The following is a 15,511-nucleotide window of genomic DNA, read 5'->3' as shown; positions in this document are numbered from 1 at the left end:
CAATCGCAGACTCGGGACTTAATCTTTGTCAGAGTATCAAATAAATTCCCCGGCATGGCGGCCCGCCCGCATTCAGACTCATTGACGCTTCCTGACTCCAGCCCTGCAAAGGACATCCCCATGAGCACCCGCATCACCGAACACCGCCTGCAGATCGCCCCGGTGCTGCACCAGTTCATCAATGAACAGGTGCTGCCCAACACCGGTGTCTCGGCGGCCACCTTCTGGGCCGGCTTCGATGCCATCGTGCACGATCTGGCGCCCAAGAACGCCGCGCTGCTGGCCGAGCGGGACCGCATCCAGACCGAGATGGACGGCTGGCACAAGGCCCATCCCGGCCCCATCACCGACATGCCGGCCTACCAAGCCTTCCTGGCCAGGATCGGCTACACCGTGCCGGTGCCGGCGGACGTCAAGGCGACAACCGCCAACGTGGACGCCGAGCTGGCCACGCAAGCCGGGCCGCAGCTGGTCGTGCCCATCCTGAACGCTCGCTATGCGCTGAACGCCGCGAACGCGCGGTGGGGCAGCCTGTACGACGCGCTCTATGGCACTGACGTGATCCCCGAGGCCGACGGCGCGGAGAAGGGCCAGGGCTACAACCCAGTGCGCGGCGCCAAGGTCATCGCCTACGCCCGCCAGGTGCTGGACCAAGCCGCGCCGCTGGTCTCGGCCAGCCATGTGGACGCGACGAAGTACGCGATCGAAGCCGGCCAGCTGGTCGTGCACCTGAAGGGCGGCACGCTGACCGGACTGGCCGACCCGAAGCAGCTCGCCGGCTACCAGGGCGACGCGGCCGCGCCGTCTTCGGTCCTGCTGGTGCACAACGGCCTGCACCTGGACCTGCAGATCGACCCGACGACGGCCATCGGCAAGACCGACGCGGCAGGCGTCAGCGACCTGATCGTCGAATCCGCGCTGTCCACCATCCTGGACCTGGAAGACTCGGTCGCCGCGGTAGACGCCGAGGACAAGGTGCTGGCCTACCGCAACTGGCTGGGCATTCAGCTGGGCACGCTCACCGAGGAAGTCAGCAAGGGCGGCAAGACCTTCACCCGCCGCCTGAACGCCGACCGCGTCTACACGGCCCCCAGCGGCCAGGGCCAGGTCGTGCTGCACGGCCGCTCGCTGATGTTCGTGCGCAATGTCGGCCACCTGATGACCAATCCGGCCATCCTGTGGGGCGACGGCAAAGAGGTGCCTGAGGGCATCATGGACGCGGTGGTGACCACCACCATCGCGCTGCACGACCTGCAGCGCCACGGCGCCAATGGCATCACCAACTCGCGCCAGGGCTCGGTCTACATCGTCAAGCCCAAGATGCACGGTCCGGCCGAGGTGGCGTTTGCTGCCGAGCTGTTCGGCCGCGTCGAGCAGCTGCTGGGCCTGGCGCCCAGCACCGTGAAGCTGGGCATCATGGACGAAGAGCGCCGCACCAGCGTGAACCTGAAGGCCTGCATTGCCGCGGCCGGCAGCCGCGTCGCCTTCATCAACACCGGCTTCCTGGACCGCACCGGCGACGAGATGCACACCGCCATGTTTGCCGGCCCCATGCTGCGCAAGGGCGACATGAAGACCAGCGCCTGGATCCAGGCCTATGAGAAGAGCAACGTGCTGGTCGGCCTGCAATGCGGCCTGCGCGGCCGGGCCCAGATCGGCAAGGGCATGTGGGCCATGCCGGACCTGATGGCCGAGATGCTCAAGCAGAAGATCGGCCACCCCAAGGCCGGCGCCAACACCGCCTGGGTGCCCAGCCCCACCGCCGCCACGCTGCACGCGCTGCACTACCACCAGGTCAGCGTCGCCCAGGTCCAAAAGGAGCTGGAGCAGCAGGCGCTGGCCATGGACAGCAACGGCGAGCGCGAAGCCATCCTGGCGAACCTGCTGACCGTGCCGGTGGCCAAGGATGCCAACTGGAGCGAGGTCGAGCGCCAGCAGGAGCTGGACAACAACGCGCAGGGCATCCTGGGTTACGTGGTGCGCTGGGTGGACCAGGGCGTGGGCTGCTCCAAGGTGCCCGACATCCACAACATCGGCCTGATGGAGGACCGCGCCACGCTGCGCATCTCCAGCCAGCACATTGCCAACTGGCTGCAGCACGGCGTGGTCGGCGAAGCCCAGGTGCGCGACACCTTCGCCCGCATGGCCCAGGTGGTGGACCAGCAAAACGCCAGCGACCCGCTCTACCAAAGCCTGGCCAAAAACCCCACCGGTGCGGCCTACCAGGCGGCGCTGGACCTGGTGTTCAAGGGCAAGGAACAGCCGAGCGGCTATACCGAGCCGCTGCTGCACGCGTGGCGGCTGAAAGTAAAGGCTGGGGCCTGAACGACCTCGGCGCAGTCGCTGGGAAAATTCTCAGTCCTGCGCCCAGACGACCGCCTGCCCGCGCCCGGTCCAGCTTTCGTAGTGGTGCGCATACAGCGTCTCCACGCGGTTGCGCTTGATCTTGAAGGTGGGGGTGATGAGGCCGTTGTCCACCGTCCAGGCTTCGGTGACGATGACCAGGCAGGCGAGTTGTTCGTGCGGGTCCAGGCGCTGGTTGATGGCTTGCAGATGTTCGGCGAGTGAGGCGGCGAGTTCCATGCGCAAGGCGGTGTCGGCACATTTGGCGACCGCGTCGGCATTGAGCATCAGCAGCGCCAGCGGCTGGCCCAGGCTGGCGCCGCTGACGCAACAGGCTTCTACCGCCGGGTGCATCACCAGCTTGTCCTCGATGGGCGCGGGCGCAACGTACTTGCCCTTGCTGGTCTTGAACAAGTCCTTCACGCGGCCGGTGATGCGCAGGTTGCCCTGCTCGTCGTACTGGCCCTTGTCCCCGGTGTGCAGCCAGCCGTCTTCGGTGAAGGCCTCTCGGGTCAGCTCGGGTTCCTTGAAGTAGCCCTGCATGACGGCCGGGCTGCGCATCTGGATCTCGCCGTCCAGCGGGTCCAGCCGGCTTTCGACGCCTTCATACGGAATGCCCACCGTGCCCGGCTGCGGCAGGCCGACCACCGTGGCGTGGCTGACGCCGCAGTTCTCGGTCATGCCGTAGACCTCGACGATGGACAGGCCCAGGCGCTCGTACCAGCGCAGCAGCTCGGGTGGCATGGGCGCGGCGCCACCGGCGGCCACGCGGCACTTGTCCAGCCCCAGTGCGGCCAGCACTTTCTTGCGCACCAGCTGGCCCACCAGCGGGATGCGCAGCAAGCGGTCCAGCTTGGCCTGCGGCATGCGCGCCAAGACGCCTTGCTGGAATTTGACCCACAGCCGCGGCACCGAGAAGAAGCAGGTCGGGCGGGCGCGCTGCAGGTCGGCGGTGAAGGTTTCCGGCCGCTCGGCAAAGTACACGCGCATGCCGGTGGCCAGCTGGCCGTGCTCCAGCAGCGTGCGCTCGGCCACGTGCGACAGCGGCAGGTAGCTCAGCATGCGGGCGCGGTGGTCGATCTCCAGCCGGCGCAGGCCGGAACTGATGGCCCAGGCGAAGTTGCCGAAGCTGTGCATCACGCCCTTGGGCGCGCCGGTGGTGCCGGAGGTGTACATCAGCGTGCAAAGCTCGCCCGGCTCTCGCAGCGGCTCGCCGGCCAGTGGCGCGCAAGCCGCCAGCAGCGCATCCCAGCGTTCACCGCGTGCGCGTTCGGGTGCCAGCGGCATGCTCACGCAGGGCAGGCCGGCGGGAATGCCAGGCGCCATCGCGTCGAAGTTGTCCAGCTTGCCGATGAACAGCAGCCTGGCTTCGCTGTGGCTCAGGATCTGGCCGATGGTGTCGGCCGCCAGCGTGGGGTAGAGCGGCACCGAGACGTGGCCAGCCATCCAGATCGCGTAGTCGGCCATCAACCACCAGACGCAGTTCTTGGCCAGGATGGCGATCTTCGAGCCAGGCTCGAAACCTCGCTGCTGCAGGTGGGTGGCGATGCGCCGGGTCTGCTGAAGCACCTCGGCCCAGGTGAACTCGCGCACCTCGCCATTGCCGACGGGTTGCACGAAGGCCACGCGCTGCGGCTGCGTGCGTTCCCAGTGGTACAGCCGCTGCAGTGCCAGCGCCTCGGGCGGTGCCTCGACGAACTGGGTGTGCACGGACATCACCGATTCGGGAGCGAGAGGTGCATTCATGGACCGACCCTGTGGATGAACAAATGTCATCGCAGGCTAAGGGCCTGCCAAGCCGCCGCCATCCGCGGGAACCCGCGTTTGCGGCGGCGCTCAGGGAAGACACCGTTGCGGACAGCGCGGCAGGCTTTTGCCGCAGACCATTCACCGAAGGAAAGCGTCGTAGCCGGTCTTCAGGATCAGCGCGCTGACCACCAGGATGAACACGCCGCGCACAAAGCCCGCGCCATGGCGCAGCGCCATGCGGGTGCCCAGCAAGCTGCCGGCCACGTTGGTGACCGCCAGCACCGCAGCCACCTGCCACCAGACATGGCCCTTCCAGGCGAACAGCAGCAGCGCGGCGCCGTTGGTGGCCGTGTTCAGGAGCTTGGCCGCGGCGGAAGCGTGCAGGAAGTCGTAGCCCAGGATGCGCACGAACAGGAAGACGAAAAAGCTGCCGGTACCGGGGCCGAAGAATCCGTCGTAGAAGCCGATGCACAGGCCGATCACGCCGGCTGCCAGGCTTTCGCGCGCAGCGGCCAGGCGCGGCGCGTGTTCGCGGCCAAGGTCCTTGCGGGCCAGCGTGTAGGCCAGGATGGCCAGCAGCACCAGCGGCAAGGCCTTGCGCAGGCCGTCGGCACTGACCTGGGTGAGCGTCCAGGCGCCCGCCCAGCTGCCCAGCAGCGCCATGGCCACGGCCGGCATCAACCCACGCCAGTTCAGGCTGACGCGGCGGGCGAACTGCCGCGCCGCCCAGGCGGTGCCCCAGATCGCGCCGCCCTTGTTCGTGCCCATCAGCGAGGCAGGTGGCGCGCCGGGGTAGGTGGCAAACAGCGCGGGGACCAGTACCAGGCCGCCGCCACCGACGATTGCATCGACAAAACCAGCCAGCCCGGAGGCGGCCGCAACCACCAGCAGGTCCAGCATCGGTCGGTAAAAATTGGAAAGTGCCCGGGCGCCGCAACAGCGCCGCAAAACCTGGCCCCAGAATGGCGCAAGGGCGCCAACTAGCGTTGGCGCCCTTGCATTTTCACATTTTCATTTCTGCTCGGCCTGTACCGATCTCGCGATCTACAGGCCTTGCGGGCGGCATGAGTTCTGGTTATTGGCCCGGTTTGTCTCCTCGGGACCCCCTTCAGCAGCGCACCACAGAAGGGCATTGCGCTGAAAGTGCCTGCACTGTAATGGAGCAAGCACGTTTTTCGCATCAGGGCTTTCCCGGTCAAAATACGGATCTTTACCTACCCTTTCCGTCATCAGACAACCGATGCATGGGCCACCGGTGCACCTTCGCGTTGCGCAGCCTGCCGCTCGGCAATGATCCAGGCCGCCGCACGTTCGGCAATCATCAGCGTTGGCGAATTGGTGTTGCCGCTGGTGATGCGCGGCATCACACTGGCATCTGCCACGCGCAGCCCGCGCACGCCGCGAACACGCAGCCGGCTGTCCAGTACCGCAGCGGAATCGTCGGCGCGGCCCATCTGGCAGGTGCCGACCGGATGGAAGATCGTCGTGCCGATGTCGCCCGCCAGCCGGGCCAGCTCATCGTCGGTCTGGAACTGCAGGCCGGGCTTGAGCTCCTTCGGCTGGTAACGCGCCAGCGCCGGCATCTGCACGATGCGACGGGTCACGCGCAGCGAATCGGCCGCCACGCGCCTGTCCTCTTCGGCCGACAGGTAGTTGGCCAGGATGGACGGCGCAGCAGCCGGGTCCCTGGAGGTGATCTGCACCCGCCCGCGCGAGGCCGGGTTCAAGTTGCAGACGCTGGCTGTGAAGGCGTTGTGGCGGTGCAGCGGCTCGCCGAAGGCGTCCAGCGACAGCGGCTGCACGTGGTACTCCAGGTTGGCCCAGCGCTGGCCCGGGTCCGAGCGGGTGAAGGCGCCGAGCTGCGACGGCGCCATGCTCATCGGCCCACTGCGGCGCAGCAGGTATTCCAGCCCGATGCGCGCCTTGCCCCAGTGCGAGCTGGCCATGGTGTTGAGCGTGCGCACGCCGTTCACGCCGAACACCGCGCGGATCTGCAAATGATCCTGCAGGTTGGCGCCCACGCCCGCCAGCGGCTGGCGCACCTCAATGCCCAGGCGCTGCAACAGGTCCGCCGGCCCCAGCCCCGAGCGCTGCAGCACCGCCGGCGAGCCCACCGCGCCGCAGGCCAGCACGACCTCGCCGCGGCAATGCGCCTGCACCGGCGCGCCGCCATTGACCGGCAGGATCTCGACGCCGCTGGCGCGCAAGGCGCCGTCCGCGTCATGCGTGAACAGCAGGCGCTGCACCGTGGCGCCTGTCCACACCTGCAGGTTGGGCCGGCCCACCACCGGCCGCAAAAAGGCCTTGGCCGCATTCCAGCGGATGCCGCTGCGCTGGTTGACCTCGAAATAGCCGACGCCTTCGTTGTCGCCGCGGTTGAAGTCCGTCGTGGCCGGAATGCCGGCCTCTTCGGCAGCCTTGGCAAATGCGTCCAGGATCTCCCAGGACAGGCGCTGCTTCTCGACCCGCCACTCGCCGCCGCTGCGCTGGCCGCGCGGGTCGAAACCAGGCGCGGCATGCAGGCCGGGCACCTCGCCGCGCCAGTGGTCCTCATGGCGCAGGAAGTGCGGCAGGCATTCGTCCCAGCGCCAGGCCGGGTCGCCGGTCAATTCGGCCCAGCCGTCGTAGTCCCGCGCCTGGCCGCGCATGTAGATCATGCCGTTGATGCTGGAGCAGCCGCCCAGCACCTTGCCACGCGGGTAGCGCAGCTGGCGGCCGTTCAGGCCGGGGTCGGCGTCGGTCTGGTACAGCCAGTCGGTGCGCGGGTTGCCGATGCAGTACAGGTAGCCCACGGGAATGTGGATCCACAGGTAGTCGTCATGCCCACCGGCCTCGATCAGCAAGACCCGGCAATCCGGGTCGGCCGAGAGCCGGTTGGCCAGCAGGCAGCCGGCGGTGCCGGCGCCCAGCACGATGACGTCGTAAGTCGCTTCGCTCATGAATGTGATGTGTCTCCTGCGCCGACTGTAGACCCCGCGTTCGGCCGCGGGCACACTCGTGAACCCGCTCTGATTCCAACCCACTTGAACTCACATGCGCCCTGACCTGCGGCAACTGCAGGCGCTGGTCGCCGTGGCCACCCACGGCACGCTGGCCCGTGCGGCCGACACATTGGCCTGCAGCCCGACCGCTGTCTCCATGCAGCTGGCCGGCCTGCAGCAGCGCCTGGGCCTGACGCTGCTGCGCCGCACCGGCCGCGGCCTGGCACTGACGGCCGAGGGCGAGCAACTGCTGCCTGCGGCTCGTGATGCGGTGGAAGCGGTACGGCGCTTCACGCGGCTGGCCGAAGGCGGGCACGGTGAGGGCGACAAAGCGGCGGCCACGCCAGCCAACGTGCCCATCACGCTGGGCACCATCCTTGATCCCGCCGCCATCCGCCTGGGAGAATTCCTGCGCGCGGTGCGCCAGCGCGGGCCGCAACTGCACCCGGAGCTGCGGCACGGCATTTCCGGCAGCGTGATGGCCGAGGTGCTGGCCGGCCGGCTGGACCTGGCGTTCTGCCTCGGCGAGCCGGACGGCAGGCGGCTACAGGTGCTGCCGCTGGCTCCGGTGCGCTACGTGGTCATCGCACCGCGCGGCTGGCAGGCGAGGCTGCAGGGCCGCAGCTGGGAGGCGCTGGCCGAGCTGCCGTGGATCCTCACGCCGCGCGACTCGGTCCACCACCGGCTGCTGCAGCCGCTGTTCAAGCGCCTGCAGCAGCGGCCACGCAGCGTCGCCCGCGTTGACCAGGAAGCATCGATGGTGGACCTGGTGAAGGCCGGTTTCGGCCTCAGCCTGGCGCGCGAGGCGGTGGCGCTGCGCGAGGCAGACCAGGCCGGCCTGGCTGTCTCGCGCGCACATGCGCTGGACACCTCACTGACGCTGATCGCCCGGCCGCTGGCCGCGAACCCGGAACTGCCAGCCGAGCGCGCCGCGGCCATCGCATTGCTGTTCGAGGTCGCCGCGCGCATCTGGCAGCCGGGCGCCGCGGCCAGTGAAGCGGTTCAGGACTGAACTTCGACCGACAGCCGGTGCTGCTCGCGCCATTCGCGACGCAGCAGGTCCAGCAGGCTGCCGGCAAGCGACCAGGCACCGAAGCCGGCCATGCCCGCCGGCAGCGCCACCCACCAGCTGCCAACCCGCCACTCCGGCCACGCCGCGGCGACACAACGCGCCGCCAGCACCCACAGCATCGTGCCCCAGGCACCGCGGTACAGCACCCGCGCGGCCCAGTCGCGGGTCATGCGCAGGCACAAGCCCGCCAGGGCCAAGGTCATCATCAGCGGGCAGGCAATCAGGCAGACCGCCAGCAGCGCAAAGAACATGTCGAAGAACACGCCTGGCATGACTCACTCCGCAGCGGCACGAGGCACGGCTTGGGTCGGCGCCGTCGCCAGGGCCTCGTCGAACATCCGGTACCAGTCGACGCCACGGGTCAGCCACATCACCGCCGCCACTGCGGCAAACAGGCCCACCGAGCCGATGACCAGCGCGGTCTGCTCGCGCTGCAGCAGCACGTACATCAGCCCGTAGAGCAGCGCCATCGCACCGCCGAAGGTGATGCCATCGCGGCGGCGGCCCAGCATGTGCGCGGTGTACACGCCCAGCAGCGAGACGCAGGCCGCGCTCGCAATGCCGTAGGCAATGCCAAACGCCAGGTGCTCGGACAGGCTGAGCAACAGCAGGAAGAACAGCGTCAGCGCCAGGCCGACCAGCGCGTACTGGATCGGGTGCACGCGCCGCACCCGGCCGCGGCCCAGCACCTCGACCAGCGCCACCGCGATGAAGGTCAGGCCGACGAACAGCAGGCCGTATTTGGTCGCCCGGTCGCTCAGCACGTATGGGTTGACCGGGTCGATGAACGAGACGGCCAGCGTGTCCAGGCATTCGGGCGCGGCGGCGGCAACCGCGGCGGGATAGGCCGTTTCATCGCCCGGCTCGGCCAAAGCCGTGGCGGGTTCACACAGTTTCGCGCCGGACAGCACCTGCCGCGGCGCCGCCGAGGCCAGTGCCGAGACCTGCCAGGTCGCATCGAAACCCTGGTCGGTGATGTCGCGCGCGGTCGGCAGGAAGCGCCCGCCAAACGACGGGTGCGGCCAGTCGGACTTCGTGACCCATCGCGTGGCCTCCCCGACCGGTACCAGCGCCAGGCGCGCGATGCCGACCAGTTCCAGCTCGACGTGTGCGGCCAGCGCGGCGCTGTCCGAGGCGGCCGGCCAGTCCTCCGGCAGCTCGACATGGAAGCCCTGGGCCAGTTCGCCATTGGGCGTGCCCGGCTTGACCGCCCGCGTCTTGCCGGCCACGGTGGCGCTGGCCTCGCGCACGCCGCGCACGTCGCTCAGGCCAAGCCACAGCACCGCGGGCCGACACTGCAGGCGGCCATCGACATGCTCGGCGCGCGGCTTCATCGCGTCTGCCGAAGCCCAGGAAGCGTCCAGCTTGAAGTGGCCGGCATAGCCGTTGACCTTGAACAGGCCGCGGTAGCGCAGCTCGCTGCGCAGGCTGCTGTCGACCGTCAGTTCCGCCGGTGCGGCCTGCAGCGTGAAGTCGCGCCGCTCGACGACGCGCTTGCGCTCCTTGCCCTCGCCGACCTCGCTGTCCCACTCTTCGCTGCAGGCCCGCTGCAGCAGCGGGCCGACCAGCGTCTGCGCCCCGGCCTGGGACTGCTGCACGCTGCGCACGGCGTCCCGCTGGCGCGCGGCGCGTTCGTCGACCAGGAAGCTGATGCGCGTGAGCACCAGCGACAACATCACGGCAAAGCCGCCCACGGCCAGCCCCTTGCCCAGCAATTGGTATTTCATCTGCCTGCCCTCTCGTTCGTTTGAATGCGATGGGCGGCAGCTTCCCGCAGGCCGGTGAAGCCAGCGAGGGCTGTGTGAAGCGAAGGTGAAGTGGGGCTACAAAGGAAAGCGCAGCGTGACGCGCAAGCCCGGCTGGCAGTTCTCGGCCTGCCAGCGGCCGGCGTGCAAGGCCATGACCTGGCCGACGATGGCCAGGCCCAGTCCGCTGCCCTTGCGGCCATCGCGCGGGCTGACGGTGGCAAAGAAGCGCTGGCCCAGTTGCGGCAGCGCGTAGGCCGGCACGCCGGGACCGTGGTCGCGCAGGGACCAGCGCAGCTCGCGGCCCTCGCGCCGCACGCTCAGTTCCAGCAGACCACCCGCGGCGCCGTGTCGGCAGGCGTTGGCCACGAGGTTGGACAGCGCCAGCGACAGCGCCTCGGCGTCGCCCTGCAAAGTCACTCGCTCCTGGCTCAGCCATTGAACCTGCAAGCCGGCCTGGCTCAGGCTGGCCTGGTGCTGGGCCAGCACCTGTTCGCTGAGTGCGACCAGGTCCACGGCCTCGCGGTGCGCTGGCGTTTGCCGGCTTTCGAGCTTGGAGAGTTCCAGCGCGCTGTCCACAAGGTCTCGCAGCCGGTCGACCTGGTCGTCGATCTGCAGCGCAAAGCGTTGGCGGTCCGGCGCGGGCAACTCGTCGCCCAGCAGCTCGGCGGCGCCCTGGATCGCGGTCAGCGGGCTTTTCAGCTCGTGCGTCAGCGCGCGCACGTCGTGCGCCAGCTGCTCGCGGCCTTCCAGCCGCAGGCGCATGCGGTCCATGGCCTGCGCCAGCTCGCCGAGCTCACCCGGCAGGTCCGGCGGGCGCGGCGCGGTGGCCGTGTCGTGCGTGCCGACCGACAGCGCATAGCCGCGCAGCCGCCGCACCGAATGCACCGCCCACCAGGTCACCAGCAGGCCGATGGCCAGCGACAAGCCAAGCAGCCACACGCCGGCCCAGAAGATCTTTTGCTCGGCGCGGTCAATGAAGGGCTGCACCGTGGCCATCGGCTTGCCGACCGTCAGCACGCCCAGCAGCTTGCCGCCGCGCTGGACGGGTGCGGCCACGTACATCACGGAGGTGCGGTCGTCGGCCTGCACTTCGCGCGTGGCGCGGGCGCCGTATTCGCCGCGCAGCGTGCGTGAGACGTCGCGCCAGCGCGAGTAGTCGGCGCCGGTGGCCGGCGTGGGCGCGGAGTCGAACACCACACGGCCGGCGGCGTCGGTCACGTAGACGCGGAAGTCCAGGCTGCGCTTGTCCAGGCCCCAGATCTTGGCGTCCACCGGGCGGCTGGCGTAGGCCTGCACCTGGCGGGCGAATGCGCTGCCGGCCAGCGTGCCGCCGGGCGGCAGCACGGCCAGGTCGTCGGCCGCGGACTCGGCCAGCAGGTTCGCGCTGTCGACCAGGATGTCTTCCATCACCTCGCGCACGCTGGGCTTGATCTCGGCCAGGAAGACGCGCAGCACGAAGAATGCGGCCAGGCCACTGATCAGCAGGAAGCCACCGAGCAGGCGCAGGCCGAGGCGCATGGGCTCAGCGCGCCGCAGGTGGCGGCAGCTCCAGCGCATAGCCCAGGCCACGGTGCGTGGTGATGGGCTCCAGGTCCGGCCGGCAGTCGCGCAGCTTGGCGCGCAGGGTCTTGACGTGGGTGTCCACAGTGCGGTCCGTGGCCTCGCTCTGCTGGCCCCAGGCGGCGTCCAGCAGCCATTCACGCGACAGGATGCGGCCGGGCGCCTGCAGCAGCGCCGCCAGCAGCCGGTACTCCAGGCGCGTCAACGGCAAGGGCTGGCCAGCGTAGCGCACGCGCTGGCCGGCCTCGTCCAGCTCGAACAGGCCGCCAGCCTGCGGTGCCGGTGCCGCGAAACTGGCGCGGCGCAGCAGCGCGCGCAGCCGGGCGATCAGCTCGCGCGGACTGAAGGGCTTGGTGAGGTAGTCGTCGGCACCGGTCTCCAGCGCCAGCACGCGGTCCATCTCCTCGGCGCGAGCGGTCAGCATCAGCACGGGCAACACGCGCAGCGCGGCGTCCTGGCCCTGGCGCCAGGCGCGGCAGAGGTCCATGCCGTGGCCGTCGGGCAGACCCAGGTCCAGCACCGCGGCCTGCGGTGGCCGGCGCGCCGCGGCCTGGCGCGCTTCGCCGAGCAGCAGGTGGTGCTGCACCTCGAAGCCTTCGCGTTGCAGCGCAAAGACGACAGTGGCGGCAATTGCCGGGTCATCCTCCAGCAACAAGATCATGACAGCCCCTCGTCCGACGTGTACGTCGGCCGGTCCCCCAAGGGGACGCGGGCCGGCTTGGGAGCGGCCCGGCGCTCGGCCCGCTTTGAAGGTGTGGCCATGGATGGAGGTCAGCTGAAACTGGTCGCACCCAGCACCGGGAACAACTTCAGCAGCCCGTCGGCCAGCAGTTCCACCGCCATCGCCGCGAGGATCAGGCCCATCAGCCGGGTCATCACGTCGATGCCGGTCTGGCCGAGCACGCGGGCGATGCGGCCTGCGGCCGAGAAGACCAGGAAGGTCGCCACGCCGACCACCACGCCGTAGCCCACCAGCACCGCGTGCTCCCAGAAGGTGCGGGTCTTCTCGGCATAGATCACCATGGTCGAGATCGTCGCCGGGCCGGTCAGCAGCGGCACGCCCAGCGGCACGACGGCGATGGAGGCGCCTGCTTCGGCCTTGGCGCGGCCTTCCTGCACGTCCCTGGGCCGGGTGTCGCCGGGCTGGGCATTGAGCATGTTGATGGCCGAGATCAGCAGCAGCACGCCACCGCCCACCTGGAACGAGGGCACCGAGATGCCGAAGAATTCGATGATCTTCAGGCCGGCCAGGCTGCTGATGGAGACCACCAGGAAGCCGGTCAGCGAGGTGGTACGCAGCGTCCTGCGCCGCTCCTCGGGCGTCATGCCCTGCGTGAAGTGGATGAAAAACGGCACGACGCCGATGGGGTTGACGATCGCCAGCAGCGCGATCAGCGGTTTGAGCAGGTCCATCTCAGGTGTTTTCCAGGGCCAGTCGGTTCAGGATGCGACCGGCCAGTTGCCGCACCAGTTGCAAACCTTCGATCGCCATGCCGCCATGCCAGGACAGCGCCTCGCCGTCCACCGCCAGGCATTCGGCGCGCGGGCAGAGTTGTTGCACGGCCTGCACGTCGGCCTCTTCGAAGCGGTAGGGCTCACTGGGCAGAAGCACCCAGCGCACATCGGTCAGCCACGGCTCGTCGCCGCGCAGCACGGGGTAGCGTGCGGCGCCGCTGGCACCGCCTTGTGTGTCCGGCAGCGTCGTCAAACCGGCGTGCGCCAGCAGGCGGCTGATGTAAGTGTCGCGTGCCACCGACATCCACGGCGCGCGCCAGACCAGGCAAAGGACCTCCTCGCGTGCCACAGGCGGTGCCAGGCTGGCCTGCCAGGCCGCAGCAAAAGCAGCCCGCTCGGCGGCCAGCGCCTGCGCCACGCCGGGCAGCTCGCCAAACGCGGCGGCCAGCTGGTCCAGCAGGGCAGGATGGTCGCCCGGCCCGCAGGGATGGGTGACGATGACTTGCAGCGGCGCACCATTTGCAGTGCGCCATTCGCGCAGCGCCTGGACGGTGTCGAGCCGGTTTTCGTCGACGTTGACCAGCACGTGAGTCGGTGCGAGCCGCTGCAGCTTGGCCATGTTCACGTCCTTGGTACCACCGACTTTCGAAACTTCCCGCACGGCTTGGGCCGGATGGATGCAGAATCCAGTTCTCGCGACCAGCCAGGGCCCCAGGCCCAAGCGCACCAGCAGCAGCGTCAGGCTGGGCACCAGGCAGGCAATGCGGCAAGCGCTGGCAGGCTGCAATTCGTCAGGCATGGCCGCGATCCATGGAAAACACCGGCCGAGTCTCGCATGCTTGGCAACCCGCTACATCGGCCATCAAGGCCTGTGCAGCCGGCATCAATTGGTGGTTCCCTGGTCTGGCTGCAGATGCAGCGCAGAAAAACGACAAATTGACAAGCAAGCTTTTGCCGCGAACGCAAAAATAGTCTCATAATGGGCTGGGGCAGCTTGCTTTTGCTGCCTCGTGTTTGCTGTGTATGGACGCGGCACCTTCGCTTGATGGTTCACGCTGGGTTGAAGCTCCACATGGTCTTTTTGTGATTGATAGGAGCGTTCCCCATGGGAAACAAGCTTTATGTCGGCAACCTCGCTTACAGCGTGCGCGACGACTCTCTGCAACAAGCGTTTGGTGAATTTGGTACCGTCACGTCCGCCAAGGTCATGATGGACCGCGAAACCGGCCGTTCCAAGGGCTTCGGCTTCGTGGAAATGGGCTCGGATGCCGAAGCCCAAGCCGCTGTGAACGGCATGAACGGCCAGCCTCTGGAAGGCCGCGCCATCGTCGTGAACGAAGCTCGTCCGCGTGAAGAGCGTCCGGGTGGCTTTGGTGGTGGTGGCGGCGGCGGTGGTAGCCGCAGCGGTGGCGGCGGCTACGGCGGCGGCGCAGGTGGTGGCGGCGGTGGCCGCAGCCCCTACGGCGGTGGCGGTGGTGGTGGTGGCGGCTACGGCGGTGGTGGCGGCGGCGGTGGTCGCAGCCCCTACGGCGGCGGTGGCCGCAGTGGTGGCGGCGGCGGCGGTGGCCGCGGCGGCTACTGAGTCAAAGCTCAGCCAAACCCTGCCGGTGATTTGAGCCGGCGGGTTTGAAACCAAAGTTGCGCGAGCTTCGCGCACTAAGAAAAACGCAGCGTTCACCGCTGCGTTTTTTTTCGTCCTCGCGGCAAAAGCACTCGGGCGGCGCACGGTGGCGTCCTTGCGAACGTCTGAACAATGACGCCAAGCGCCCACGCCACCCGCAAGCGCCACGCGCGGGGCCCGCCGACGCTAACCAGCGCCCCGGCTCAGCTGTCGCCGCGCCGCTTCTTGCGGCCGCGGCCTGCCAGCAAACGGTCGAACACCGGGTTGGGCAGCAGCCGCAGCAGCTTGGCCACCACCCCCATTTGCCAGGGGATCACGCGGTAGCTGGTGCCCACCGCAATGGCCCGGAAAGCCCTGTCGGCAAATGTCTCGGGTGTCAGCAGAAACGGCATCGGATAGGTATTCGACGCCGTCAGCGGAGTTTGGATATAGCCTGGCAACAGCGTCACGACGCGCACGCCGCAAGGCCGGCATTCCCCGCGCAAACTCTCGCAATAAGCCACCACTGCGGCTTTGCTGGCGCAATAGGCCCCATGCCCAGGCAAACCCCGGATCGCCGTGACGCTGGCAATGCCGACCAGCGTGCCGCGGCGCTGGGCCTGCATGGCCGCGAGGAAGGGATGAAAGGTGGCCGCCAGGCCCACGTTGTTGGTCGCGAAGGTCTCCTGCATCACCGCCAGGTCCTCGCGCACCGTGCTGTCCATGCCGACGCTGATGCCGGCGTTGGCAATCACCACATCCGGCAAACCAGCTTCGGCCATGCAGCGCTGGCCGGCGGCGACAATGCTGTCGACCTGCTGCACGTCGGCCGCGTAGACCTGAAAGTCCGCTGCCGCCCAGCCTTGCTGCACCGCCCAGGCCTGCAGCACCTCGGCCCGGCGAGCCACCAGCGCCACGCGCCAGCCAGCCGCGTGATAGCGCAGGGCCAGCGCTTGGCCAATGCCACTGGAAGCACCGGTGATGAAAACCAGCGGTTTCACGG

General features: G+C 68.7%; 13 protein-coding genes. 3 read left to right on the top strand and 10 right to left on the bottom strand.

All coding sequences use genetic code 11. The annotated features are described in order from the left end of the window. Nucleotides 1–120: 120 nt before the first annotated feature. Nucleotides 121–2,325, top strand: coding sequence for a malate synthase G (locus LRH25_RS07680; RefSeq protein WP_141287391.1), 2,205 nt, complete (start codon nt 121–123; stop codon nt 2,323–2,325). Between the two features lie 30 nt (nt 2,326–2,355). Here LRH25_RS07680 and LRH25_RS07675 read toward each other — a convergent pair whose 3' ends face one another. The 3 genes from LRH25_RS07675 to LRH25_RS07665 all read right to left on the bottom strand — a co-directional run bounded on the left by LRH25_RS07675 (nt 2,356) and on the right by LRH25_RS07665 (nt 7,031). After that, nucleotides 2,356–4,089: an AMP-binding protein gene (locus LRH25_RS07675; protein WP_231010603.1), complete on the bottom strand. Its 1,734-nt coding sequence runs from the start codon at nt 4,087–4,089 to the stop codon at nt 2,356–2,358. Nucleotides 4,090–4,230: 141 nt separating this feature from the next. Beyond that, nucleotides 4,231–4,992, bottom strand: coding sequence for a TSUP family transporter (locus tag LRH25_RS07670; protein WP_375140573.1), 762 nt, complete (start codon nt 4,990–4,992; stop codon nt 4,231–4,233). 329 nt (nt 4,993–5,321) lie between these two features. Further along, entirely contained in the window at nt 5,322–7,031 is a 1,710-nt protein-coding gene (locus LRH25_RS07665) for a GMC family oxidoreductase (RefSeq protein WP_231010602.1), read from the bottom strand. Between the two features lie 94 nt (nt 7,032–7,125). On the opposite strand from LRH25_RS07665, the gene LRH25_RS07660 reads away from it, so the two are divergent. After that, nucleotides 7,126–8,085 carry a LysR family transcriptional regulator gene (locus tag LRH25_RS07660; RefSeq protein ID WP_231010601.1) on the top strand — a complete coding sequence of 320 codons (960 nt, stop codon included), beginning with the start codon at nt 7,126–7,128 and terminating at the stop codon, nt 8,083–8,085. Here LRH25_RS07660 and LRH25_RS07655 read toward each other — a convergent pair. The 6 genes from LRH25_RS07655 to LRH25_RS07630 all read right to left on the bottom strand — a co-directional run bounded on the left by LRH25_RS07655 (nt 8,076) and on the right by LRH25_RS07630 (nt 13,707). Then, nucleotides 8,076–8,417 (bottom strand): hypothetical protein, encoded by a 342-nt coding sequence (locus LRH25_RS07655; RefSeq protein WP_231010600.1) that lies wholly within the window; start codon nt 8,415–8,417, stop codon nt 8,076–8,078. The two genes, LRH25_RS07660 and LRH25_RS07655, sit on opposite strands and share 10 nt — an antisense overlap. A gap of 3 nt (nt 8,418–8,420) precedes the next feature. Then, entirely contained in the window at nt 8,421–9,872 is a 1,452-nt protein-coding gene (gene creD / locus LRH25_RS07650; protein ID WP_231010599.1) for a cell envelope integrity protein CreD, read from the bottom strand. A gap of 96 nt (nt 9,873–9,968) precedes the next feature. Beyond that, nucleotides 9,969–11,411 carry a two-component system sensor histidine kinase CreC gene (creC, locus tag LRH25_RS07645; protein WP_231010598.1) on the bottom strand — a complete coding sequence of 481 codons (1,443 nt, stop codon included), beginning with the start codon at nt 11,409–11,411 and terminating at the stop codon, nt 9,969–9,971. A 4-nt stretch (nt 11,412–11,415) separates the two neighbouring features. Beyond that, the gene (creB, locus tag LRH25_RS07640) at nt 11,416–12,114 is read right to left on the bottom strand and encodes a two-component system response regulator CreB (RefSeq protein ID WP_231010597.1); all 699 of its coding nucleotides are present in this window, start codon (nt 12,112–12,114) and stop codon (nt 11,416–11,418) included. Nucleotides 12,115–12,224: 110 nt separating this feature from the next. Further along, nucleotides 12,225–12,866, bottom strand: a complete 642-nt coding sequence (locus tag LRH25_RS07635; RefSeq protein WP_141291198.1) for a MarC family protein — start codon at nt 12,864–12,866, stop codon at nt 12,225–12,227. Nucleotide 12,867: 1 nt separating this feature from the next. Next, complete coding sequence (locus tag LRH25_RS07630; RefSeq protein ID WP_211361619.1) at nt 12,868–13,707, bottom strand: helical backbone metal receptor; 840 nt, start codon at nt 13,705–13,707, stop codon at nt 12,868–12,870. Between the two features lie 306 nt (nt 13,708–14,013). Between LRH25_RS07630 and rbp the strand changes: the two genes are divergently transcribed. Then, nucleotides 14,014–14,490 carry an RNA-binding regulator gene (rbp, locus tag LRH25_RS07625; RefSeq protein ID WP_231010596.1) on the top strand — a complete coding sequence of 159 codons (477 nt, stop codon included), beginning with the start codon at nt 14,014–14,016 and terminating at the stop codon, nt 14,488–14,490. Between the two features lie 242 nt (nt 14,491–14,732). Here the strand turns inward: rbp and LRH25_RS07620 are convergent, their stop codons facing one another. Further along, nucleotides 14,733–15,509 carry an SDR family oxidoreductase gene (locus tag LRH25_RS07620; protein WP_375142161.1) on the bottom strand — a complete coding sequence of 259 codons (777 nt, stop codon included), beginning with the start codon at nt 15,507–15,509 and terminating at the stop codon, nt 14,733–14,735. Between the last annotated feature and the right edge of the window lie 2 nt (nt 15,510–15,511).

Origin of the sequence: Ideonella azotifigens, from assembly GCF_021043325.1 — a bacterium.
Lineage (GTDB): Bacteria > Pseudomonadota > Gammaproteobacteria > Burkholderiales > Burkholderiaceae_C > Ideonella > Ideonella azotifigens.
Note: the sequence above shows the minus strand (reverse complement) of the source record. Positions and strands in the feature narration are given on the sequence as shown.